The following is a 23478-nucleotide window of genomic DNA, read 5'->3' on the forward strand; positions in this document are numbered from 1 at the left end:
GGGCAGGGAGCGTGATGCGCATCCCGCGCTGCGCCGTGGGCACGCGCGGAAACGAACAAGGGCGCGGATGACCGCGCCCTTGTCGACCGCATCCTGCGGTGGACGTTCAGCGGATGCGCTGTGTCAGCCGGTCGCGGTTGTTGCCTGCGTCCGGGTCGGGCGTGTTGCTGCTGACGACGGCTTCGAACTCGAACATCGTCCCGCGTTTGGGCTTGCCAGGTACCACCATGGCGAACGCCAGGGTCTGCACGCTGCGCGGCATCGCGCCGCGACGCGTGCATTCCGCCGTCGATCCCTCGGGAGTGTCGCGTACCCGCGTGCAGCTCCAGCCCGTGGGTGCGGCGACGGCGGCGTAGCTGGCATCCACGTTGCTGGTCAGTACCACCTTGACCTGTTCGGCTGCATCCGGCCCGGCATTGCGCACCGGGACCAGCAGCGTCGCCATGGTGCCGCGGCGCAGCGGCAGCGCGCCGCCCAGCAGTTGCACCGACAGGTCCGCCTTGCTGACCGGCAGTGCCGCCACGTCGATGGCCACCGCCGTGGTGTTGTCGGCGTTGGCCGGGTCCAGCACCGGCGAGTTCGCCGATACACCCAGCCCCAGCGTGGCGCCGGCCGTGCTGGCGGGGACGATGGCGTCGACGGCGAACAGGGCGTCCGCATTGACGGCCAGCGATGGGGTGGTGCAGGTGATGCGGGTGGTGCCTGCCGACTGTGCAGGTGCGTCGCAGGTCCAGCCCGGCGCGATGGTCGTCATCACCGGCAGCAGTTCCGCCGCGAACACGAACGCCACCGCGGCCGGCGCGGCATTGCCCGGACCGGCGTTGCGCACCGTGGCGGTGTAACGCACGGTATCGCCGACGCTGGCGCTGCTGCGGTCGGCCGAGGCCACCACCGACAGGTCGGCGCGGGCGAAGCCGGGCACGCGGATGCTCAGGCGCACCGGGTCGTGGTCGGACGAGCGTACCGGGATGGTCGCATCGCCGAAGTTGTCCACGCCGAAGTCCGCGTTGATGCGCGCGTGGTCCACGCGCAGCGCCGCGTCCATCACCAGCGCCTCGTTGACCAGCACGTGGTCCAGCGTCTGCGCATTGCCCTCGAAAACGTACGAGTAGCGTTGCGCGGGATCGGCGATCAGCTGCGATCCGTCCACCAGCGGCGTGGTCAGCGGACTGTCGATGAAGGTCAGCACCTGGTCCGCGGGCGCTTCGTCGCCGCGGATCACGCCCATCACGTCAACGTAGCCGTCGTTGAACTCGAAGGCGTTGAAGTCGCCGACCAGCACGATCTTCTCGCCCGGGTTCGCCACCTGCATCTGCTCCACCAGGCCGGCCAGGTAGGCCGCCTGCACGCCGCGCTTCACCCGGACGCGTTCGCCACCGGTGGCCCAGCCGCTGCTGCCGGGCAGGGTGTCGTTGATGTCGTTGAGCGAACGCAGGTGGTTGACGATGACGGTGACGGGGTAGCTGCTGCTGGCGTCCTGGTGCACGCGGGCGCGCAGGCGCAGCGGCGGACGATCGTTCAACAGGCTGGTGCTGCCATCCGGGTTGTCCAGCGTGGTGGTCTTGCCGAACTGCGCCACGTCCAGCACTTCGACGCGGGCGACGCCGCCGGCGGTGGCGCGTGTGCTGACCAGGAAACCCACGTTGATGCCGCCGACGTCGTTGCCGGGCTCCAGGTACGGGACATAGCCGGGACGGCGGGCGCAGGTGGCGTCGATGCGCTCGGACAGCAACTGCAGCACGCGCAGGTTTTCAACTTCCACCACGCCCAGGATGTCGGGCGCCTTCAGCGAGTCGCAGATCGCCAGCGAAGCCTTGGCAAGACGCTTGTCCAGCGCCTGCGGCGTCAGCGTCACCGCACCGTTGCTGTCGTTGATCTCGTCGAACAGCCGCAGCAGGTTGAAGCTGCCGATGGTGACTTCGTCGTAACGCGCGTCTTCGACGGCGCGCGGCGCGATGCCGCCACTGACCGACGGCGGCGTGGCCGTGTCGGGCAGCAACGCCCAGGTGCCCGCGAAGTAATCCAGCGCACCGACCAGGCCGGCCACGTTGGCGCCGGTGTCCACCGGGATCGGGAGTGCACCCACCTGGCCGCGGCTGCGCACCATCAGGCGTTCCTGGTTGGTGTCGAAGCGCGGCGGGTTCTTGCCCGCGGGGATCGGCGTGACATCCAGTACGCCGATGCCGGTTTCGCGGAACGGGCGCGCCACGTCCGGCAGTGCGACGTGGAAGACGCCATCGGTGGAAGCATTGGCGTCGTTCTCGTCGATGCTGCCACCCGACGGCGCGATCACCACCGCCCGGGCCACGCTGACGCGCATGCCTTCCAACCGTTCCAGCGTGCCGGGCAGCGCGCCGGCGCCGAGGTCGGCGGCGGTCAGTTCGACCGATGCCGGCAGGGCCACGCCGGTTTCCAGCAGTTCCACGCTCGGCGTGACGATCTCGGTGATCGCCAGCTGGTGCGGGTTGGAGGAGGGCGTGAACTCGTCCACGGTGCCGGTGACGCGCACGCGGTTGCCCACGGCGGCCGTGGCCGGGGGCGCGCTGCTGGTGAAGACGAAGATGCCTTCCGACGTGGCGGGGTTGCCGTCATCGTTGGCGGCCTGCAGGAAGAAGCCGTTGTTGAACTTCAACGCGGTGACGATGCCTTCGGTGACCACGCGCTTGCCGTCATGCGGCGACAGCAGGCCAATGCCCTGGATCTGCGCGATGGTCAGCGCCAGCGGCGGATCCGGCGGATCCGGCGGCGCGGCGCCGCTGTTGCGCGGGTTCGGCGCACCGACGGCGAAGTCGGCGCCGTTGACGTTGGTGTCGATGCTGCCGTCGCCATTGCGCAGCGCGGCGGTGGTGTTGCTGAGCGTGGCGGTCGGCACGTTGCCTTCGGAACAGTTGGCCGCGCTGCCGAAGCCGACGAAGTCGGCGACATTCGCATCGGCGGTGGGGCAGGTGCCGGTCAGCGCGGTGGTGCTGCGGCTCAACGCGACCTTGCCCGCCGTGCCCGCCATGGCGATCGTGCCCGTGGCGTCGGGCGTGGGAAGGTCGACGGTGCCGCCGGCGCCCTGCGCCTGCTGGATCAGATAGAAGCCGCCGGCCGGGATGGTCCCGCTCAGGTTGGTGCGGCTCCAGGTGCTGCCGGCGGACGAGGCGTACTGCACGCTCCAGCCGCCCAGGTCGACGGCGGTCGGCCCGTTGTTGCGCAGTTCGATGAAGTCATTCCTGAGGGTGGCGCCCGAGTTTCCGCCGCCGCCATAGACCTGGCTGATGACGACCTGCGCGTGCGCCGATGTGGCCGCAAGCAGGCTCGCCAGGGAAAAGAGCAAGGCCGCGATGCGGCCGCGTGGCATTTCCATGGAACAGACTCTCCCTCTGTGGTGTGGACGCCGCCCCCTGTCGATGGCGAACCCGCCACCGGCCGACGCACTGTAGCCGAAGGGTCGGCCCGGTGCATTGCAGGGCCATGACATACGTGGCGGTTTTTGTTGGGCTTTGCCGGCAAGCAGGAAGCCCGCCGAGCGCAATCGGTTACGCTTCGGCCATTGCTGCGACCGCAGCGCTCCCCCGAACCGCCTGATGCCTGTCGAGAAGAACGAACGCCCGCTGGAAGCCGGCATCCACACCGATCTTTCTGGCCGGATGAGCTACGGCGGCTACCTGCGGCTGGACCAGCTGCTGTCCGCGCAGCAGCCGGTGTCGGACCCGATGCACCACGACGAGATGCTGTTCATCGTGCAGCACCAGGTGTCCGAGCTGTGGATGAAGCTGATGATCCACGAGCTGCGCGCGGCCATCGACTTCCTGCAGCGCGACCAGGTCTGGCAATGCCGCAAGGTGCTGGCGCGCAGCAAGCAGGTGCTGCGCCAGCTGACCGAGCAATGGTCGGTGCTGGAAACGCTGACGCCTTCGGAATACATGGGCTTCCGCGACCTGCTGGGCCCGTCCTCCGGCTTCCAGTCGCTGCAGTACCGCACCATCGAGTTTCTGCTGGGCAACAAGAACGCCGCCATGCTCAAGGTGTTCTCGCACGACCCGGCGGGGCACGCGGGACTGGAAGCGGTGCTGGACGCGCCCAGCCTGTACGACGAATTCCTGAAGTACCTGGCGCGCTTCGGCCACGCCATCCCCGCGCAGCACCTGCAACGCGACTGGCGGCAGGCGCATGCGTCCGACGCGGCGCTGCTGCCGGTGTTCGAAGCCATCTACGAGGACACCGACCGCTACTGGCGCGAGTATTCGCTTTGCGAAGACCTGGTGGACCTGGAAACGCAGTTCCAGCTGTGGCGCTTCCGCCACATGCGCACGGTGATGCGCATCATCGGTTTCAAGCGCGGCACCGGGGGCTCCAGTGGCGTGGGCTTCCTGCGGCAGGCGCTGGAACTGACCTTCTTCCCGGAATTGTTCGAGGTGCGCACCACCATCGACGGCCAGCCGGGGTCTTCGCAGGCCTATTGAGGCCGCCCTGTTCAGCCCGGGAAATCCCGGCGAATTCAGCGGGTTACCGGGTGGCCGCCCTGCGCCGGACGCCAGCACAACGATGTTTCAGCCATTTGACGCGGCCCCGGCGGGTCGGTAATCCTCCCGGGTCCCGTGCGTTTCGCACGGTCTTGTCATTCCTGAATCATTTGAAGGGGGAGCCCGCATGAGCGGAGCCGTCGATACGCAAACGCCGGGGCACGTGCCCGAATACGCCCAGGTCATGGGCCACCCGCGTCCGCTCTGGATGCTGTTCATGACCGAGTTCTGGGAACGCTTCGCCTTCTACGGCATCCGCTGGGCGCTGGTGCTGTACATCGTCGCGCAGTTCCATGGCGGCAGCGGCACGGGCGAAGCCCCGGCCAACCAGATCTACGGCGCCTACCTGGCGCTGGTGTATGCCGCGGCGATCTTCGGCGGCTACGTGGCGGACCGCGTGATCGGCTATCAGCGCTCCATCCTGGTGGGCGCGGTGATCATGGCAGCGGGTCTGTTCATGATCGCGGTGCCCGACGAGAACATCTTCCAGCTGGGCCTGGCCACGATCATCGCCGGCAACGGCCTGTTCAAGCCCAACATCTCGACGATGGTCGGCAAGCTCTACACCGTCACCGACGAACGTCGCGATTCCGGCTTCACCCTGTTCTACATGGGCATCAACCTGGGTGCGATGGTCTCGCCGCTGCTGACCGGCTGGTTGGCCGAGAAGGTCTTCGGCGCGGAAGGCATGCCGGCGTACAAGGTGGTGTTCATCACCTCGGGCATCGGCATGCTGGTGAGCCTGGTGTGGTTCTGGTTCGGTCGCACCCAGCTCAAGGGCGTGGGCGCGCCGCCTGCCGGCGGTGAAGGCAAGGGTCGCGTGCTGATGACCGCGATCGGCGCGGTGCTGGCCATCCCGGTCATCTACTTCCTGCTGCGCCTTGGCGCGAGCACGCTGCAGTGGGTGCTGACGGCGATGTTCGTCGGCCTGGGCATCCTGTTGCTGGTGGAAGGCATCCGCAACGGACCCAAGCAGCGCGACATGGTCATCGCCATGCTGATCATCTTCGCGTTCAACGTGCTGTTCTGGTGTTTCTTCGAACAGGCGGGCAGCTCCTTCAGCTTCCTGGCGGACAAGATCGTCAACCGCGATTTCGGCGGCTGGATCTTCCCGGTGGGCTGGTTCCAGTCCGTCAACTCGGTGGCCATCATCACGCTGGCGCCGATCATGGCGTGGCTGTGGGTGAAGATGGGACGCGCCAATCCGTCGATCCCGCGCAAGTTCGGCCTGGGCCTGATCTTCAATGGCCTGGCGTTCCTGCTGCTGATGTTCGCGCTGTCCACGCTGGTGGACGGCTTCGGCAAGATCCCGTTCTGGACGCTGTTCGCGGTGTACTGGATCCAGTCCATCGGTGAGCTGTGCCTGTCGCCGATCGGCCTGTCGATGGTCACCAAGCTGGCACCGCTGCGCCTGGTCGGCTTCGGCATGGGTGGCTGGTTCCTGTCCACCGGCATCGGCAACAACCTGTCCGGCATCTTCGCCAGCCACGTGAGTGGCGAGGGCGGCATGAACGTGCAGTCGGCGCTGTCCGGTTACACCTTCGGCTTCTGGGCGCTGGTGATCCCGGGCGTGCTGCTGTTCCTGATCGCGCCGCTGATCCAGAAGCTGATGCACGGCGTGAAGTGACGCCAGGCGTCCCGGCACCGGCCGGGATTCACAGGAAAAACGGCGGCCCATGGCCGCCGTTTTTCGTTGCAGATGGGCGCGTCAGCCCTCGATGCGCTTGACGCCTTCCCCGGCCAGCTTGTCGATCAGCTGGTCCAGCATCGCGCGCTCTTCACTGGTGAGCGGCTCCAGCATGCGCTGGTGGTATTCGATGACCATCGGCGCAACCTCGTCGTAGACGCGGTAGCCCTCGTCGGTCAGCGCCAGCACCGAGCGGCGGCGGTCGTCGCCGTGGATCTCGCGCTGGATCAGCGCGCGTTCCAGCAGGCGGGCCACCGCCCGGCTGACTGCCACCTTGTCCATCGCGGTACGCGTGGCGACCTCACCCGCGGACAGGCCCGGGAAGCGCCCCAGCACCGCCATCACCCGCCATTCGGTGATGGCCAGGCCGAAGCGACGGTGGTATTCCCGGGAGATCGCGCTGCTGATCCGGTTGGACAGCACGCTGAGCCGGTAGGAGAAAAGCCGGTCGAGGTCGAATTCGGCATGGAGGGCGGGGCTGGCTGGCTGGCTCATGCTGCGTTGCTACTTGTGGTTGGTTTCAATTGAAACTATAAAGGGAGGCGCGACATCCGTTCGCTGTGCCGGCTTCCCGGCGGACCGCCCACGATTGTAGGAGAACCTCCATGAGCGCATATCCCCAGCAGGGCATGCAAGCCGTCACCTTCGACAACCCGATGGGCATCGACGGCTTCGAGTTCGTCGAGTTTGCCGCACCGGCAGGCCAGGCCGGCCACCTGCACGATTATTTCGCCAAGCTCGGTTTCGTCCAGGTCGCGCGCCACAAGACCCGCGCCATCAGCACGTACCGGCAGGGCGACTGCACGTTCCTGATCAACGAAGACCCCGACTCCTTCGCGGCGCGTTTCGCCGCCGAGCACGGCCCCAGCGCCTGCGGTTTCGCGATCCGCGTCAACAAGCTGGCCGAATGGGCCCGCGTGCAGGCGCTGAAGAACGGTGCCGAATCGTTCGAGACCGCCGACGAACTGACCAAGGCCGTGGCCGCCCCGGTCATCAAGGGCATCGGTGGCTGCATGCTGTACATCGTCGACCGCTACGACGACAAGGGCACCATCCACGACCCGGACTACGAGTACCTGCCGGGTGTGGACCTGCTGCCGAAGGGCTTCGGCCTGACCTTCATCGACCACCTGACCCACAACCTCTACCACGGCAACATGGCCAAGTGGGCGGACTACTACGAGCGGCTGTTCAACTTCCGCGAGATCCGCTATTTCGACATCAAGGGCGCGAAAACCGGCCTGCTCTCCAAGGCGATGACGGCGCCGGACGGCATGGTGCGCATCCCGCTGAACGAGTCCAGCGATCCGAAATCGCAGATCAACGAATACCTGGACGCCTACAAGGGTGAAGGCATCCAGCACATCGCCTGCTTCACCGACGACATCTACACCACGGTGGAAAAGATGCGCGAAGCCGGCGTCGCCTTCCTGGATACGCCCGAGACCTACTTCGAAGTGATCGACCAGCGCATCCCCGACCATGGCGAGGACGTCGCGCGTCTGGCCAAGAATGGCATCCTGATCGATGCCGACGTGGAGACCAAGCAGCGCAAGCTGTTGCAGATCTTCACCCAGAATGCGCTGGGCCCGATCTTCTTCGAGATCATCCAGCGCAAGGGCAACGAAGGCTTCGGCGAGGGCAACTTCCAGGCGCTGTTCGAGAGCATCGAACGCGACCAGATGAAGCGCGGGGTGCTGTAGGCTCGTGCCTGAAGCCCCTCTCCCGGCGGGAGAGGGGGTTGGGGTGAGGGGCAGGAGCATCACGATGACGAACCACCGCAGACCTCCCATGGCGACCCGATCCCTCGATCGTGCGCGGGAACTGCGCGGCGGTTCGACGGATGCAGAGCGCAAGCTCTGGTCTGTCCTGCGTGGAGGCAACATCGACGGGCTGAAATTCCGCCGACAGCATCCCATCCCGCCCTACACGGTCGACTTCTGCTGTTTGTCGGCCGATCTGGTGGTTGAAGTCGACGGATCGCAACACTCGGAAGAATCTGATCGCGCGCGGACCCGGTTTCTTGAGTCGAAGGGTTTCACTGTCCTGCGCTTCTGGGACAACGACGTACTGATGCAGATTGAAGCGGTGGTCGAGGCGATCTGCCGGACCGTCTCACCATCGCCCCTTACCCCAACCCCTCTCCCGTCGGGAGAGGGGCTTTAAAGGCATTCGAGAATGAAGACCTCCACAGACTACGGTTACATGACCGGCTTCGCCAACCACTTCGCCACCGAGGCGATCCCCGGCACGCTGCCGGAGGGCCGCAACTCGCCGCAGCGCGTGGCGCATGGGCTGTATGCCGAACAGTTGAGCGGCACCGCGTTCACCGCGCCGCGCAGCGAGAACCGGCGCAGCTGGCTGTACCGCATCCGTCCGGCGGCGATGCACGGTACGTTCGCCCCGTACGGGCAGCAGCGGCTGCACAGCGACTTCAGCGCAGGCCCGGTATCGCCCGACCAGATGCGCTGGTCGCCGCTGCCGGTGCCGGAGGCGCCGACGGACTTCGTCGATGGCCTGTACACGATGGCCGGCAACGGGGCGCCGGAAGCCATGCATGGCGTGGGCATCCACCTGTACGCGGCCAACCGGTCCATGCAAGGCCGCTACTTCTACGATGCCGATGGCGAATTGCTGATCGTGCCCCAGCAGGGGCGGCTGCACATCGCGACCGAACTGGGCGTGCTGGACATCGAACCGCAGCAGATCGCGGTGATCCCGCGGGGCGTGCGTTTCCGCGTCGACCTGCCGGACGGGGCCTCACGCGGTTATGTGTGCGAGAACTTCGGCGCACCGCTGCGCCTGCCTGACCTGGGGCCGATCGGCTCCAACGGCCTGGCCAATCCGCGCGACTTCGAGACGCCGGTCGCCGCCTACGAAGACCTTGAAGGCGCGTTCGAACTGGTGGCGAAATTCCAGGGCCACCTGTGGCGCGCCGACATCGGGCATTCGCCGCTGGACGTGGTGGGCTGGCATGGCAATTACGCGCCGTACCGTTACGACCTGCGCCGTTTCAACACGATCGGCTCGATCAGCCACGACCACCCGGATCCGTCGATCTTCCTGGTGCTGACCTCGCCCAGCGATACGCCGGGCGTGGGCAACATGGATTTCGTGATCTTCCCGCCGCGCTGGCTGGTGGCGCAGGACACCTTCCGGCCGCCGTGGTTCCACCGCAACATCGCCAGTGAATTCATGGGGCTCATCCATGGCGTCTACGATGCCAAGGCCGAAGGCTTCGCGCCCGGCGGTGCCTCCCTGCACAACTGCATGACCGGCCATGGCCCGGACGCGGCGACCTTCGAGAAAGCGTCGGCCGCCGACCTGTCGAAGCCCGACGTCATCACCGGCACGATGGCCTTCATGTTCGAGACGCGAGCGGTGATCCGGCCCACGGCACAAGCCGTCCAGGCCGCGCACCGGCAGCGCGATTACCAGGCCTGCTGGTCGGGCCTGCGCAAGCACTTCGTGCCGCCGGCCGGCTGAGCGGCGCACGCGGCGTTCAATCGAGCGCCGCTTCGGTTTCCGCCGGCGCGCTCGCACCCAACGCGTGCAGGTATTCCTGCGGCAGCACCTCGCCCAGGCGTTCGCGGATGCGGTGTGCCAGCGAGACCGCGACACGCGACTGCAGGAACTGCAGCGCCGCGGCCAGTGCCGACACCGTGGTGGCGTCATCGGGACAGGACTGCAGCTGCCGGCGATAGGCGGCGGCCTCGTCGTCGCGTTGCAGTTCCAGCATGCCGGCCAGATAGACGCGCGCGGCAACCAGCGAGCGGCGGGGCGTGCTGGGGGGCGCCTTCGGTTCCGGCGGCGCGGGGGCGGGTGCAGGGATGGTGCCGGTCAGGTAGCCGCCTTCTTCAAGACGCTGCAGCAGCGTCGCCGCGTCGGCGCCCAGCATGCCGACCAGTTCCGCCACATCGCGCTGGCCGTCGCACAGGATCAGTGCACGGCGTTCGCGCATGCCCAGCGAGCCGCGATGCGACTGCAGCGTCTGTCGGGCCAGGTCGGTCTTTTGCGGTCGCATGGGGGCGTGCCAGCGGGATCGGCCGCCCACGCTAGCGGCAGCGGATGAAACCCCGGTGACAGGCCGCAACATGGGGGCGGGCCGCTTCGCAAAGGGTTAACGCCGTGTCGTTAGTCTTCCCGGTTACCCCTACGGAGAGATGCCCATGAAGTCGATGCTGCCGATGGTGTTGGTGATGACCAGTGCGTTGCTCGTGACCGCGTGCAAGCAGCCGGAGGCGCCGGTGGAACCGGTGACCGCCCCGCTGTCCACGGCCGCCAGTTCGCCGGTCGCCGCCACGCCTGCGCCGGCACCGGCGGCCACGGACACCGCCGCTCCGGCCGGTCCGGTCAGCCAGGCCAGCTTCCTGGGCTACGGCGACATGAAGCTGGGCAGCACCATCGAGGAGGCGCGCACCGCGTGGGGCGGCGAATTGAACGGGGCACCGATGGAAGGCACCACCTGCCATTACCTGTGGCCGAAATGGATCAGCCGTCCTTCCGAATTCGCTTTCATGATGGAAGAAGGCAAGTTCGTCCGCTACGACGTCGGCACCGACAAGGAAACCGCACCCGGTGGCGGCAAGGTCGGCATGAGCGCCGACGAGTTGAAGAAGCTCTACGGCGATGCGCTGAAGTCAGCGCCGCACAAGTACACGCAGGGTGGCCAGTACCTGTCGCTCGACGCGGGCGACGTGGCGCCGACGCGGCTGGTGTTCGAAGCCGATGCCGTGGGCAAGATCACGTCGTGGCGGGTCGGCCTGTCGCCCCAGGTGGACTACGTGGAAGGCTGCTCCTGAGCCGATCCGCCGTTGGCGACCAGGCAGGGCGCTGGCCCTGCCGTCGCACGCGGGCATAGAATCGCCGCACACCACACGGGAAGGGGACGGCGATGACGGAAGCCTGGGGATACTTCGCACTGGGCCTGCTGCTGCTGGCGTTGGGCGGCGATTCCATCGTCAAGGGCGCATCCGGGCTGGCGCAGCGCGTCGGCGCCTCGCCGTTCGTGGCGGGCCTGCTGCTGATCGCCTTCGGCACCTCGCTGCCCGAGCTCGCGGTCAACGCGCGCGCGGCCTGGGTGGGCGCGCAGGAACTGGCGCTGGGCAATGCGGTGGGCAGCAACATCGTCAACCTCGGCCTGACCCTGGGGCTGGCCGCGCTGGTGGCGCCGGTGCTGATCCGCATGCGCGTGCTGTCGCCGCTACTGGTGCTGCTGGCGGTGGCGACGCTGGCGCTGATCGTGTTCGGCCTGGACGGCGTGGTCAGCCGGGGCGAGGGCGCCGCATTGCTGCTGGGTTTCGTGGCGATGCTGGCGTTCGTGCTGGCGCGCGCACCGCGTGAGTCGCAGGAGATCCGTGCCGAAGTCGAAGCGTTCGCCAACACCCGCGTGGTGTTGTGGATGAACCTGCTGCGCTTCGTGGTGGCCGCGGTCCTGCTGTATTACGGCGCACGCTACGTGGTGCAGGGTGCACCGATGATCGGCGCGCACTGGGGTCTGTCGCCGCTGCTGACCGGCCTGCTGCCCGTCGCGATCGGCACGGCGCTGCCGGAAGTGGCGGCGGCGGTGATGGCCGCGCGGCGCGGGCAGGGCGACATGGTGGCCGGGCATGTCATCGGCTCGAGCCTGTTCAATCTGCTGGTCGTGGTCGGTGGCATGGCGGCCTTCCGGCCGTTGCCGCTTCCGGAGTCGTTCGTGCGGCTGGAACTTCCCGCCGCCATCGCCTTCGTGCTGGTGCTGTATCCCATGTTGCGTGGCGACCTGAAGGTCAGTCGCGCCGAGGGCGGGATCCTCGTGGCGGCGTTCGTCGGCTGGGTGCTGCTGGAGATCGCGCTGCTGCGCTGATCGCAACGTCGTGTGGCCTTGATCGCCCGATGCGGGCAGGGAGGCGTGCGGGCCTGTTAAACTCGGGCATTGCTCGCGAATGACGAATTCCCTGCAACGCAAGGCGGTTGATGATCCCTTTCCTTGAAATCCTGCTGGCCCTGCCGTTCGTGTTGGCGCTGGTGGTGGCGTTGGCGCGCGGCGTATCGCGTGGCACGACAGCCTGGCTGGCGGCGTCCGCGCCGGTGCTGGGCCTGCTGATCCTGGCCTGGCTGACGCCTGCCGTGCTGGCCGACCACACGGTCCGGGGCGAGCATGCATGGCTGCCGCAGATCGGCCTGGCCTTCTCGTTGCGGCTCGACGGGCTGGCATGGATGTTCGCCGGCATGGTGCTGGCCATCGGTGCGCTGGTGGTGATGTACGCGCACTACTACCTGGGCCGCAACGACAGCGCGCCACGCTTCTACGCCTACCTGCTGCTGTTCATGGGCGCGATGCTGGGCATGGTGCTGGCGGGCAACCTGCTGCTGCTGGTGGTGTTCTGGGAACTGACCAGCATCAGCTCGTTCCTGCTGATCGGGTTCTGGTCGCACCAGAAGGAAGCGCGCGAAGGCGCACGCATGGCGCTGGTCATCACGGGGGGCGGCGGGCTGGCCCTGCTGGGTGGCGTGGTGCTGATCGGTCGCATCGTGGGCAGCTACGAGATCGATGCGGTCTACGCGGCCGCCGACCAGATCCGCGCGAGCGCGCTCTACCCGTGGGCGTTGGTCCTGGTGCTGGCGGGCGTGTTCACCAAGAGCGCGCAGTTCCCGTTCCACTTCTGGCTGCCGCATGCGATGGCGGCGCCCACGCCGGTGTCGGCCTACCTGCATTCGGCGACGATGGTGAAGGCGGGCGTATTCCTGCTGGCACGGCTGCATCCCGCGCTGGCCGGCACGGATCTGTTCTTCTACGTGGTCAGCACGGTGGGCGCGCTGACGTTGCTGATCGGCGCGTGGAACGCGATCTTCCAGCACGACCTGAAGGGCATGCTGGCGTATTCCACCATCTCGCACCTGGGGCTGATCACGCTGCTGTTCGGCCTGTCCAAGCCGATGGCGGTGGTGGCGGCGCTGTTCCACATCCTCAACCACGCCACGTTCAAGGCGTCGTTGTTCATGGCCGCGGGCATCATCGACCACGAGACCGGCACCCGCGACATCCGCCGGCTGGGCAACCTGCGTCGTTCGATGCCGTTCACCAGCGCGCTGGCGATCATCGCGTCGCTCGCGATGGCCGGCATTCCGCTGCTCAACGGCTTCCTGTCGAAAGAGATGTTCTTCGCCGAAGCGCTGGAGATCGACCAGCAGGGCCCCGTGCGCGTGGCGATGATCGTCGCCGCCTTCCTGGCCGGCGTGTTCGGCGTGGCGTACAGCCTTCGCTTCGTCTACGAGACGTTCTTCGGCACGGGGCCGCGCGCGCTGGACCGCGTTCCGCATGAGCCGCCGCGCTGGATGAAGATTCCGGTGGAAGTGCTGGTGGTGGCGTGCCTGGCGGTAGGCGTCGTGCCGGCCTGGACCATCGCGCCCGCGCTGCACGCCGCCGCGCTGTCGTTGCTGGGCGAGCGCATGCCGGCGTACAGCCTGGCGGTGTGGCACGGCTTCAACCTGCCGCTGCTGATGAGCGTGGGCGGCATGATCGGTGGCGTCGCGCTGTATTTCGGCTTGCGCAGGTTGCTGGACCTGCATGCGCTGATGCGGCGATCGGTCGGGCGTGCGCTCTTCCAGTTCAACCTGGAGGCGGCCTTCCGGTTGGCGGCGCGCTTCACCGGCATGTTGGCCAACGGCAGCCAGCAGCGCAGCCTCGTGTGGCTGGTGGTGGCCGCGCTGGTGGCGGGAACGCTGCCGTTCGCGGCCGACCTTCGCCTCCCCACGCCTCGACTGCATGCGATGCCGGCCTTCGGCTGGCTGCTCTGGCTGGGCCTGGTGGCCGCCACGGTCATGACCGTCGTGCTGTACCGGCAGCGCCTGCTGGCAGTGATCGTGGTCGGCGTGGCCGGGCTGATGGTGAGCCTGGCGTTCGCATTCCTGTCGGCGCCGGACCTGGCACTGACGCAGCTGCTGGTGGAAATGGTGACGCTGGCGCTGATCCTGCTGGCGATGAACTACCTGCCTTCCGCATCACCGGTCGAACGCAGCACCCTGCGTCGCGTCCGCGATGCCGCCATCGCACTGGTGGCGGGCACGGGGGTGGCGGTGCTGGCCTATGCGGTGATGACCCGGCCGGCCGACACGATCGCCGGCGAGCTGCTGGCGCGGTCGTTGCCGGAGGCTTACGGCAGCAACGTGGTCAACGTGATCCTGGTGGACTTCCGTGGCTTCGATACCTTCGGCGAGATCACCGTGTTCGGCATCGCCGCGCTGGTGGTGCACGCGCTGCTGCGAAAGGTACGGATGGCGCCGGAGAAGCGCATGCCCGGCGGTCCGGTGGACCTGCCGGTGCCTGCCGACCTGACCCAGCTGCTGTTCCCGATGGCGCTGACGGTGTCCGTTTACCTGTTCCTGCGCGGGCACAACGCACCCGGCGGCGGCTTCATCGCCGGTCTCGTGCTGGCGGTCCCGTTGCTGATGCAGTACGTGGTGCAGGGCGCGGCGTCGGTGGAATCGCGCTTCGGTTTCAACTACGTGGCCTGCATCGGCATCGGCCTGCTCGCGGCCGGGATCACCGGCGTGGTGCCGATGCTGTCCGGCCTGCCGTTCCTGACCAGTGGCCATGCCGAACCGGTGCTGCCGTGGATCGGCGAGGTCGCGCTGGCCAGCGCCATCGGCTTCGACATCGGCGTGTACCTGGTGGTCTTCGGTGGGGCCATGCTCATCCTGTCCATGATGGGCACCATCGAACCCGCCCGCCGTCGCGCGTCGCGTCGCGGCACCATCGATCCGGCGAAGCGTTCGCCCCTGACCGCGGAGCTGCGCTGATGGAAATCGCACTGGCCAGCGCCATCGGCATCCTGACCGCCGCCGGCATCTACCTGCTGCTGCGCGCGCGCAGCTTCGACGTCATTCTCGGCCTGACGCTGCTTTCCTACGCCACCAACCTGCTGATCTTTTCCGGTGGTCGCCTGTCGGTGGGGCGTGCCCCGGTGCTGCGCGATGGCGTGCCGGCCACGCTGCAGAACTACATCGATCCGCTCCCCCAGGCGCTGGTGCTGACCGCGATCGTCATCGCTTTCGCGATGACGGCGGTGACCATCGTGGTCGCGATGCGCAGCCGTTCGGACAACCATAGCGACCACGTCGACGCCAGGCTGGACGCCGAACCCTTGCCGACACCCCCGGATGGACGGGAAGCGCATCGGCAGGAGGACGCGGCGTGACGCACCTGCCTGTCCTGCCGGTCCTGCTGCCGCTGTTCACCGGTGCGCTGATCCTGCTGCTGGAGCGTCGCGGCCGTGGCGTGCAGCGTGCGTTGTCGGGCGCGGGGATGGTGGCTCTGCTGGTGGTGGTCTGGCTGCTGCTGTCGCGGGCGTCGGCCGGTGAAGTGCCGGTCTATCTGCTGGGCGACTGGCCGGCCCGTCTGGGCATCGCGCTGGTCGCGGACCGGCTGGCCGTGCTGATGCTGGTGGCCAGCAACCTGCTGGCGGCGGCATGTCTGCTGTACGCCAGTGCCGGCTGGGACCGTCGTGCACCGCACTTCCATGCGCTGTTCCAGTTCCAGCTGATGGGCCTGAATGGCGCTTTCCTGACCGGCGACGTGTTCAACCTGTTCGTGTTCTTCGAGGTCATGCTGATCGCGTCGTACGGCCTGATGCTCAGTGGCGGGCGCGATGAGCGCATGCGCGCGGGCCTGCATTACGTCACCTTCAACATCGCGGCGTCCACGTTGTTCCTGATTTCCCTCGGCCTGCTGTACGGGCTGCTGGGGACCTTGAACATGGCCGAGATGGCATTGCGCATCGGCAGCCTGCCCGCGGAGAACGTGCGGCTGGTGCAGGCGGCCGGCGGCCTGATGCTGGTGGTCTTCTGTGCGAAGGCGGCCCTGCTGCCGTTGTACTTCTGGCTGCCCGATGCGTACGCACGCACCCCTGCGGCGGTGGCGGCGCTGTTCGCCATCATGACCAAGGTGGGCCTGTATGCCGTGCTGCGGGTCGGCACGCTGCTGTTCGGCAGTGCGGCCGGTGCACTGGCTGGCTTCGCGTGGGACGGCCTGCTCTACCTGGGGCTGGCCACGCTGCTGCTCGCCGCGCTCGGCGTGCTGGCGGCGGTGCGGCTGCGCATGATGGTGGCGTACCTGGTGCTGGTGTCGGCGGCCACGCTGTTCATCGCATTCTCGCTGGACAGCGCGAACGCGATCGGCGCGGGCCTGTACTACCTGGTGCACAGCACGCTGGTGGGCGCCGCGCTGTTCCTGATCGCCGACCTGATCGGCCGCCGGCGTGGCGAGGCAGGCGACCGCCTCGACCTGGTCGCGCCGATGCCGCGCAGGACCGGGTTGGGCATCCTGTTCCTGCTGGCGGCGATTTCCGTGGCCGGGCTGCCGCCGCTGCCGGGCTTCCTGGGCAAGGTCATGCTGATGCAGGTGGTGCCGCCGGGGCGCACCGCGCTGGTGTGGACGGTGCTGCTGCTGAGCAGTTTCATGGTGCTGGTGGGGCTGGCGCGTGCGGGCAGCCGCATCTTCTGGCGGATCGACGAGGTGTCGGTGCTCGAGCCCGCGCCCATCCGCCGGATCGAGACGGCGGCCGTCGTCGTGCTGCTGGCGCTGGGCGTGGTGCTGATGGTCAGGGCCGACACGGTGATGGGCTACGTGCAGGCCGCGGCGAAGCAGCTGAGGGAACCCGCCGCGGCGATCGAACACGTGCGCGGTACCACGCCGGTGAAGCGGAGCCCATCGCCATGAGTTCGTTCGCACGCAAGCTGTTCCCGTCGGTGCCGTTCGCCGTGCTGATCTTCCTGTTCTGGCTGCTGATGGCCGACAGCGTGACACCGGGCAACCTGGTGATGGCGGCGCTGCTCGGCGTGGTGGTGCCCCTCTTCGGCGCACGCCTGGACCGCGAGTTCGCCCGCATCGGCACGTTGAAGCCGGTGCCGCGCATGCTGTGGGTGGTGGCGTGGGACATCGTGCTGTCCAACGTGGAGGTGGCGCGCCGCATCCTGGGCCCCGAATCCGCGATCACGCCGGGCTTCATCTGGGTGCCGCTGGACATCCGCAACATCCACGGCATCGCGGTGCTGACCAGCATCATCACGCTGACGCCGGGGACGGTCTCGGCGGAACTGTCGCCTGACCGCCGCTACCTGCTGGTGCACTGCTTCAACCTGAAGGACGCGCAGGCGACGATCGATGAGATCAAGCGTCGCTACGAGGCCCCGCTGATGGAGATATTCCCATGATCGAGTACGCGATCACCGGTTCGATGATGGTGGTGGGCGTGTCCATGCTGATGGCGCTGTACCGCGTGCTGCGTGGCCCCACCGTCCCCGACCGCATCCTGGCGCTGGACACGCTGAACATCGCGGCCATCGCGGAGCTGATGCTGTTCGGCATGCACCTGGGCACCGCGATCTATTTCGAGGCGGCCCTGATCATCGCGCTGCTGGGTTTCGTCAGCACGGTGGTACTGAGCAAGTACGTGATCCGGCGGGATATCGTGGAATGAACCTGGTGATCGAGATCATGCTGGTGGCGTTGCTGGCGGTGGCCAGCTTCTTCATCTTCGTCGGTTCCCTGGGCCTGCTGAAGCTGAAGGATTTCTTCAAGCGCCTGCATGGGCCCACCAAGGCCAGCACGCTGGGCGTGGGCTGCGTGCTGATCGCATCGATCGGCTACCACGCCTACACCGGTACCGACCCGCAGCCGCGCGAGCTGCTGATCACCGCGTTCGTCTTCATCACGGCGCCGATCAGCGCGCACCTCATGGCGAAGGCCGCGCTGTCGCTGATGATGGAAGACCGCCCGTCGCTGCCCGAAACGACGGACACGCCCGGCACCGACACGCGCGACGCCGGCCGGGAGCCTTGAGTTGACGCGTACCGCACTGGTCTTCGGCGGCACCGGGCAGATCGGTGCGCCGCTGTTGCCGCTTCTGCACGACGCGGGCTGGCAGGTGGTGGCCGTCTCGCGCGAGCCAAGGCCCGATCAGCCGGGCGTACGCTGGCTGACCGGAGGCTTTGACCACTGCGACGATCTGCCAACGCACGTGGATGCGATCTTCAGCCTGGGACCGCTGGATCGCTTCGCCGCGTGGTATGCGCGTGGCGACGTGCAGACGCCGCGCGTGATCGCGTTCGGATCGACCAGTGTCGATACCAAGATCGCTTCGGCAGACGCCTACGAACGCGACCTGGTCCACCGCCTGCAGGCGGGCGAGGCGTCGGTGCTGGCGACGGCCCGCGAACGCGGTGCCGCGGCGACGCTGTTGCGGCCCACGCTGGTCTACGGCGCGGGGCGCGACCAGACGCTGACGCGCATCGCGGCCATTGCCGGGAAGCTGGGGTTCTTCGTGTTGCCGGGCGGCGCCACCGGACGGCGCCAGCCCGTGCATGTCGAAGACCTGGCCAGCGCGGCCTTGGCGGTGGTGGATGCGCAGGCGACCGCGGGACGTGCATACGCTTTGCCCGGTGGCGAAACCTTGTCGTACCGGGACATGGTTGCCCGCACCCTGGCGGCGATGGCGCCACCGGCGCGGCTGATCGAAGTGCCGTCGGCAGTGTTCCGTGGTGCGCTTTGGCTGGCGCGGCTGGCAGGCCGCATGGGCGGCCTGAGCGATGCCGCGATCGATCGCATGCGGCAGGACCTGGTGTTCGACGCGGCGCCGGCGCGCACCGATTTCGGCTACGCGCCGCGCCCTTTCACGCCCGACGCGCATGCGCTGGGCAGCACGCGTGCGTCGTGAAACGCGACGCTCAGTATTTCCAGCCCATCTTCCGGTAGAACTTGCTGAGCACCCATGCCGGGCCGATCAGCAGGTAGGTGAGGTCGGTCAGGAAGCTGGGCTTCTTGCCCTCGATCTTGTGGCCGATGAACTGCGCGATCCACGCGACCACGAACACGCCCAGCGCCAGGAAGAACAGGTTCTGGATGCCGAGCGCGGCCTCCAGCCAGCGGGTCAGCCACGCCATGACGATGAAGATGGCCAGCATGCCGAAGCCCAGCGGGCGCGACAGCTTGTAGTAGTACATCCACGCGCCGAACATCGCCAGCGCGGCCCAGGCGCCGGACTTGATCCAGGTGCCGAACACGGGGATGCACCACAGCAGCGCGATCACCGTCCACAGGATGGCGGGCACGGCGAACACGTGGATCAGCTGGTTGGTGTCGTTGCGATGGTCGCCGGAGTAACTGGCGAACCAGCGGTCGACCGGGCGTTGCGCGGTTGCGTTCATTCATCCCTCCCGAGGATGGCAATGCGGCAGGGTATGGAGCATACCCCAGCCCGGCCGGACGTGTCGGGCCGGCGGTCAAGCCGCGCGTATTCAGTGTGCGGCGGTCGTGGAGAACAGCTGGATCACGGCCACGCCGGCGACGATCAGCCCCATGCCCAGGATGGCCGGCAGGTCCAGCGGCTGTTTCAGCACCAGCCAGCCCACCAGGCCGATCAGCACGATGCCCGCGCCCGACCAGATCGCGTATGCCACGCCGACCGGCACACTCTTCAGTACCAGCGACAGGAAATAGAACGCGGTGACGTAACCGGCGGCCACGATGAGCGAGGGCAGGGGGCGTGTGAAGCCCTCCGAGGCCTTCAGTGCGCTGGTGGCGATGACTTCGGCCACGATGGCGATGCCCAGATACAGGTAGCCGGTGTTCATGGTGCGGGCCTCGACGCTACGGGGTGGGCCGCGATGCTACTGCATCGTGGGGTGAACCCTGCCCGGATCCATTGACGCCGGTGCGCTTGCCCATGCCGATGCGCTGTGCGCACGCAGGATGGCTTCGCTGGCGTGGCACCGGGCTCCCGGTGCCACGCCAGCGACGTGCGTGTCAGTCGACCACGATGCCGGCGAGCTTCTGCAAGGCTTCGGCGTATTTGGCGCGGGTGCGTTCGATGACCTCGGCAGGCAGTGCGGGGCCGGGCGCGGTCTTGTCCCAGTCCAGCGTTTCCAGATAGTCGCGCACGAACTGCTTGTCGTAGCTGGGCGGGCTGGTGCCCACCTGGTATTCATCGGCCGGCCAGTAGCGCGACGAATCCGGCGTCAGCATCTCGTCCATGATGTACAGGCGGCCGTCTTCGTCGGTGCCGAACTCGAACTTGGTATCCGCCAGCAGGATGCCGCGTTCGGCGGCATAGTCCGCGGCAAAGCGGTAGATGCGCAGGGTGGCGTCACGCACCCGCTCGGCCAGTTCGGCGCCGACGGTCTTCACCATGGCGTCGAAATCGATGTTCTCGTCGTGGTCGCCGACGGCGGCCTTGGTCGACGGGGTGAAGATCGGCTCGGCCAGCTGTTCGGCCTGGCGCAGGCCGTCGGGCAGTTCGATGCCGCTGACCTTGCCGGTGCGCTGGTAGTCCTTCCAGCCACTGCCGATCAGGTAACCGCGTGCGATGGCCTCCACCGGGACGGGCTTCAGCTTCTTGGTCACCACCGCGCGCTTGGCGTACAACGTCGCATCGACGCCGGCGGGCAGCACGCTGGCCACGTCGATGCCGGTCAGGTGGTTGGGCAGCAGGTGTGCGGTCTTGGCGAACCAGAAGTTCGAGATCTGGCAGAGCATCTCGCCCTTGCCGGGAATCGGATCGGGCAGCACCACGTCGAACGCGCTGAGGCGATCGGTGGCGACCATCAGCAGGTAGTCACCGGTGAAGGACGAGGCGGGATCGACGGGCAGGCGGTCGCGGGGCAGGTCGAACACATCGCGGACCTTGCCGCGGTGGCGCAGCGTCAGACCGGGCAGATCGGATTGGAGCAACGTCGTGGGCACAAACACTCCTTGGGGAGTCCGGAAACCATCGAGGTACAGCGGCATCCTCGGGGGACCGGCAGGCCGGTCGTCCCGTGCCCCGGGGCGGCCGTTCTTCCGCCATGGCGGGGCCAGGTACCGGACCGGGCCGCGTAGTGTACGGCGCTTGGGGCCGTCGTGTGCCGTAAAATGCCCCGATTGCTGAAGAAGGCGGGCCGGATGAAGCGTTGGTACGGGAAACTGCTGGGATTCGTGGCCGGCTGGCTGCTGATGCGTCATCCCTTGGGCGGCCTGGTGGGACTGATCATCGGCCATGCCTTCGACGAGGACTGGTTCAAGCTCAGCCGCGACAACCCGTATCGCGTGTTCAACCTGACCAGTGACGCCAGCGATGCCGAGATCGACCAGGCGTACCGTCGCCTGATTTCCCAGTACCACCCCGACAAGATGGCAGGCGCGGCGGACGACCTGCGCCGCCAGGCCGAACTGAAGGCGGGCGAGATCAACGCCGCCTACGACCGCATCAAGACCCTGCGCAAACGCTGAGAGCCCCCATGTCCAACTGCATCATCGCCCCGTCCATCCTCTCCGCCGATTTCGCCCGCCTGGGCGAGGAAGTGGACAACGTGCTGAAGGCGGGCGCCGACTGGGTGCACTTCGACGTGATGGACAACCACTACGTCCCCAACCTGACAATCGGCCCGATGGTCTGCAGTGCGCTGCGCAAGCATGGCGTCACCGCGCCCATCGACGTGCACCTGATGGTGGAGCCCGTAGACCGCATCGTGCCGGATTTCGCCGAGGCCGGCGCCAGCATCATCAGCTTCCACCCGGAAGCCTCCAGGCACGTGCACCGCACCATCCAGCTGATCAAGTCGCACGGGTGCAAGGCAGGCCTGGTGCTGAATCCGGGCACGCCGGTCGACGTGCTGGACTGGGTGCTGGAAGAACTCGACCTGGTGCTGCTGATGTCGGTGAACCCCGGCTTCGGCGGCCAGGCGTTCATTCCGTCGGCACTGGACAAGCTGCGTGCCGTGCGCAGCAGGATCGACGCGACCGGCAAGGACATCCGCCTGGAGATCGATGGTGGCGTGAAGGCAGACAACATCGGCCGGATCGCGGCAGCGGGCGCGGACGCGTTCGTCGCGGGTTCGGCGATCTTCAATGCGCCGGACTACGCGGATGTCATCGGCCGCATGCGCCAGGCCGTCGCGGAAGCGCGCGGTGCCTGAAAAGCAGAAGGGCGATGGCCTGCGCCACCGCCCCGGAACATTGGAGGCTGATCCCGCCTCCGCCCGTCATCCCTGCTATGGCCTTCCACGCTACGGATGGTCTGTGACGGGAAGATGACGATGCGGTAGTCGTTGGTTGTGGGAGCGACGCAAGTCGCGAGCTTTCCAGCCAGCCAGCGCGATCGCATCAGCGGCCCAGGGATCTCGAGGACGATGTTCGCGACTCACGTCGCTCCCACAGTCGACCGGGTATGCTCAGGCGACCTGCAAGGAACCCCCATGCCCCCACCCCGCTGGCGCCTGATCCTCAACGGAAAATCCGCCGGCGATGACGACCTGCGCGAGGCAGTAGGCGCCTTGCGCGAGGCGGGCATCGCACTCGACGTGCGGGTCACCTGGGAAGGCGGCGACGCCCAACGCTACGTGGACGAAGCCCTCCGCGATGGCGTGGACACCGTGGTCGCTGCCGGCGGCGACGGCACGCTCAGCGAAGTGGCCACCGCGCTGGCGCAACGGGCCGAACTGGCCGCGCAGCTGCCTTCGCTGGGGCTGGTGCCGCTGGGCACGGCCAACGATTTCGCCAGCGCCGCCGGCCTCCCCGACACACCCCTCGAAGCCCTGCAGCGGATCCGCGACAGCAGGGCCGTGCCGATGGACCTGCTGCGCATCGACGCCGACGACGACACGCACTGGTGCGCCAACCTCGCCAGCGGCGGGTTCGGTACCGAGGTGACCGTGGAAACCGATGAGGGCCTGAAGAAGATGCTGGGTGGCCTGGCGTACCTGATCACCGGCATCGCCAAGCTTGGCCGCATCGAGCCGCTAACCGCACGCGTGAACGGGCCGGATTTCAGCTGGCAGGGCGACTTCATCGCATTGGGGCTCGGCAACGGCCGGCAGGCCGGTGGCGGCCAGGCCTTGTGTCCGGACGCAGTGGCGGATGATGGCCTGCTCGACCTTACCCTCGTGCGCGAGCTGTCGGGAGAGGTGGCGTCCACCATCGGCACGCTGGTCAAGGACGGCAAGCACGCAGCGCTGGATCGTGTCGCGGTGCGTGCGCGACTGCCCTGGGTGGAACTGGTCGCCGATGAGCCGCTGACGCTCAATCTGGATGGTGAACCGGTGGCGTCGCGTCGTTTCCGGGTGAGCTGCGTGCCGGGCCGCATCCGCATGCATCTGCCCCCGGAGTCACCGCTGCTGACCCCCCGGTAGGGCGAGGGCTGCACGGCCGCCGGGCGAGGAGCGGCAGCGTGCGGCGCACGCCCGTATCTGCGCCCCGGCAGGCTGGCCCGTCCGCCCGGCCATCGGGTAAAGTACGGCCGTGTCCCACCATACGATCCCGCTTTCCAGACA

At 67.6% G+C, this 23478-nt stretch carries 23 protein-coding genes; 17 read left to right on the plus strand and 6 right to left on the minus strand.

Features of this window, described 5'->3' with window-relative positions; all coding sequences use genetic code 11:
- Nucleotides 1–106: 106 nt before the first annotated feature.
- Nucleotides 107–3349 carry a lamin tail domain-containing protein gene (locus OVA13_RS16610; RefSeq protein ID WP_267791559.1) on the minus strand — a complete coding sequence of 1081 codons (3243 nt, stop codon included), beginning with the start codon at nt 3347–3349 and terminating at the stop codon, nt 107–109.
- 220 nt (nt 3350–3569) lie between these two features.
- Here OVA13_RS16610 and OVA13_RS16615 point away from each other — a divergent pair, with 220 nt between their 5' ends.
- Complete coding sequence (locus OVA13_RS16615; protein ID WP_267791560.1) at nt 3570–4448, plus strand: tryptophan 2,3-dioxygenase; 879 nt, start codon at nt 3570–3572, stop codon at nt 4446–4448.
- Between the two features lie 187 nt (nt 4449–4635).
- A complete protein-coding gene (locus tag OVA13_RS16620; protein WP_267791561.1) occupies nt 4636–6135 on the plus strand; it encodes a peptide MFS transporter in 1500 nt (499 codons plus the stop codon).
- 81 nt (nt 6136–6216) lie between these two features.
- On the opposite strand, the gene OVA13_RS16625 is transcribed toward OVA13_RS16620, so the two are convergent.
- The gene (locus tag OVA13_RS16625; protein WP_267791562.1) at nt 6217–6690 is read right to left on the minus strand and encodes a MarR family winged helix-turn-helix transcriptional regulator; all 474 of its coding nucleotides are present in this window, start codon (nt 6688–6690) and stop codon (nt 6217–6219) included.
- A gap of 110 nt (nt 6691–6800) precedes the next feature.
- Here OVA13_RS16625 and hppD point away from each other — a divergent pair, with 110 nt between their 5' ends.
- From hppD to hmgA, 3 genes are all read left to right on the plus strand, one after another.
- Nucleotides 6801–7898, plus strand: a complete 1098-nt coding sequence (gene hppD, locus OVA13_RS16630) for a 4-hydroxyphenylpyruvate dioxygenase (RefSeq protein WP_267791563.1) — start codon at nt 6801–6803, stop codon at nt 7896–7898.
- A gap of 88 nt (nt 7899–7986) precedes the next feature.
- Complete coding sequence (locus OVA13_RS16635) at nt 7987–8361, plus strand: endonuclease domain-containing protein (RefSeq protein WP_267791564.1); 375 nt, start codon at nt 7987–7989, stop codon at nt 8359–8361.
- 12 nt (nt 8362–8373) lie between these two features.
- Nucleotides 8374–9681, plus strand: coding sequence for a homogentisate 1,2-dioxygenase (gene hmgA / locus OVA13_RS16640; RefSeq protein WP_267791565.1), 1308 nt, complete (start codon nt 8374–8376; stop codon nt 9679–9681).
- Nucleotides 9682–9697: 16 nt separating this feature from the next.
- Here the strand turns inward: hmgA and OVA13_RS16645 are convergent, their stop codons facing one another.
- Nucleotides 9698–10219, minus strand: coding sequence for a hypothetical protein (locus OVA13_RS16645; RefSeq protein ID WP_267791566.1), 522 nt, complete (start codon nt 10217–10219; stop codon nt 9698–9700).
- Nucleotides 10220–10364: 145 nt separating this feature from the next.
- On the opposite strand from OVA13_RS16645, the gene OVA13_RS16650 reads away from it, so the two are divergent.
- The 9 genes from OVA13_RS16650 to OVA13_RS16690 all read left to right on the plus strand — a co-directional run bounded on the left by OVA13_RS16650 (nt 10365) and on the right by OVA13_RS16690 (nt 18890).
- Nucleotides 10365–10997, plus strand: coding sequence for a lectin (locus tag OVA13_RS16650; RefSeq protein ID WP_267791567.1), 633 nt, complete (start codon nt 10365–10367; stop codon nt 10995–10997).
- Nucleotides 10998–11089: 92 nt separating this feature from the next.
- Entirely contained in the window at nt 11090–12040 is a 951-nt protein-coding gene (locus OVA13_RS16655; protein ID WP_267791568.1) for a calcium/sodium antiporter, read from the plus strand.
- Between the two features lie 110 nt (nt 12041–12150).
- The gene (locus OVA13_RS16660) at nt 12151–14976 is read left to right on the plus strand and encodes a monovalent cation/H+ antiporter subunit A (RefSeq protein ID WP_267791569.1); all 2826 of its coding nucleotides are present in this window, start codon (nt 12151–12153) and stop codon (nt 14974–14976) included.
- Entirely contained in the window at nt 14976–15374 is a 399-nt protein-coding gene (locus OVA13_RS16665) for a Na+/H+ antiporter subunit C (protein ID WP_267791570.1), read from the plus strand. The genes OVA13_RS16660 and OVA13_RS16665 overlap by 1 nt, the downstream gene beginning before the upstream one ends.
- Nucleotides 15371–16894 (plus strand): monovalent cation/H+ antiporter subunit D, encoded by a 1524-nt coding sequence (locus tag OVA13_RS16670; RefSeq protein WP_267791571.1) that lies wholly within the window; start codon nt 15371–15373, stop codon nt 16892–16894. Before OVA13_RS16665 ends, OVA13_RS16670 begins: the two co-directional genes overlap by 4 nt.
- Nucleotides 16891–17388 (plus strand): Na+/H+ antiporter subunit E, encoded by a 498-nt coding sequence (locus OVA13_RS16675; protein ID WP_267791572.1) that lies wholly within the window; start codon nt 16891–16893, stop codon nt 17386–17388. The genes OVA13_RS16670 and OVA13_RS16675 overlap by 4 nt, the downstream gene beginning before the upstream one ends.
- Entirely contained in the window at nt 17385–17654 is a 270-nt protein-coding gene (locus OVA13_RS16680; protein WP_267791573.1) for a K+/H+ antiporter subunit F, read from the plus strand. Before OVA13_RS16675 ends, OVA13_RS16680 begins: the two co-directional genes overlap by 4 nt.
- The gene (locus tag OVA13_RS16685; protein ID WP_267791574.1) at nt 17651–18016 is read left to right on the plus strand and encodes a Na+/H+ antiporter subunit G; all 366 of its coding nucleotides are present in this window, start codon (nt 17651–17653) and stop codon (nt 18014–18016) included. Before OVA13_RS16680 ends, OVA13_RS16685 begins: the two co-directional genes overlap by 4 nt.
- Before the next feature lies 1 nt (nt 18017).
- Nucleotides 18018–18890, plus strand: a complete 873-nt coding sequence (locus tag OVA13_RS16690; RefSeq protein WP_267791575.1) for an NAD-dependent epimerase/dehydratase family protein — start codon at nt 18018–18020, stop codon at nt 18888–18890.
- Between the two features lie 10 nt (nt 18891–18900).
- Here the strand turns inward: OVA13_RS16690 and OVA13_RS16695 are convergent, their stop codons facing one another.
- The 3 genes from OVA13_RS16695 to OVA13_RS16705 all read right to left on the minus strand — a co-directional run bounded on the left by OVA13_RS16695 (nt 18901) and on the right by OVA13_RS16705 (nt 20914).
- Nucleotides 18901–19380, minus strand: coding sequence for an Mpo1 family 2-hydroxy fatty acid dioxygenase (locus OVA13_RS16695; RefSeq protein ID WP_267791576.1), 480 nt, complete (start codon nt 19378–19380; stop codon nt 18901–18903).
- Between the two features lie 90 nt (nt 19381–19470).
- Nucleotides 19471–19806 (minus strand): DMT family transporter, encoded by a 336-nt coding sequence (locus OVA13_RS16700; protein WP_267791577.1) that lies wholly within the window; start codon nt 19804–19806, stop codon nt 19471–19473.
- A gap of 172 nt (nt 19807–19978) precedes the next feature.
- Entirely contained in the window at nt 19979–20914 is a 936-nt protein-coding gene (locus OVA13_RS16705; protein WP_267791578.1) for a phosphoribosylaminoimidazolesuccinocarboxamide synthase, read from the minus strand.
- A 198-nt stretch (nt 20915–21112) separates the two neighbouring features.
- On the opposite strand from OVA13_RS16705, the gene OVA13_RS16710 reads away from it, so the two are divergent.
- The 3 genes from OVA13_RS16710 to yegS all read left to right on the plus strand — a co-directional run bounded on the left by OVA13_RS16710 (nt 21113) and on the right by yegS (nt 23337).
- Entirely contained in the window at nt 21113–21439 is a 327-nt protein-coding gene (locus tag OVA13_RS16710) for a J domain-containing protein (RefSeq protein WP_267791579.1), read from the plus strand.
- 8 nt (nt 21440–21447) lie between these two features.
- Complete coding sequence (gene rpe / locus OVA13_RS16715; RefSeq protein ID WP_267791580.1) at nt 21448–22125, plus strand: ribulose-phosphate 3-epimerase; 678 nt, start codon at nt 21448–21450, stop codon at nt 22123–22125.
- 279 nt (nt 22126–22404) lie between these two features.
- A complete protein-coding gene (gene yegS, locus OVA13_RS16720; RefSeq protein ID WP_267791581.1) occupies nt 22405–23337 on the plus strand; it encodes a lipid kinase YegS in 933 nt (310 codons plus the stop codon).
- Nucleotides 23338–23478 lie beyond the last annotated feature (141 nt).

This window comes from Pseudoxanthomonas sp. SL93, assembly GCF_026625825.1.
In the GTDB taxonomy this organism is placed as follows: Bacteria; Pseudomonadota; Gammaproteobacteria; order Xanthomonadales; family Xanthomonadaceae; genus Pseudoxanthomonas_A.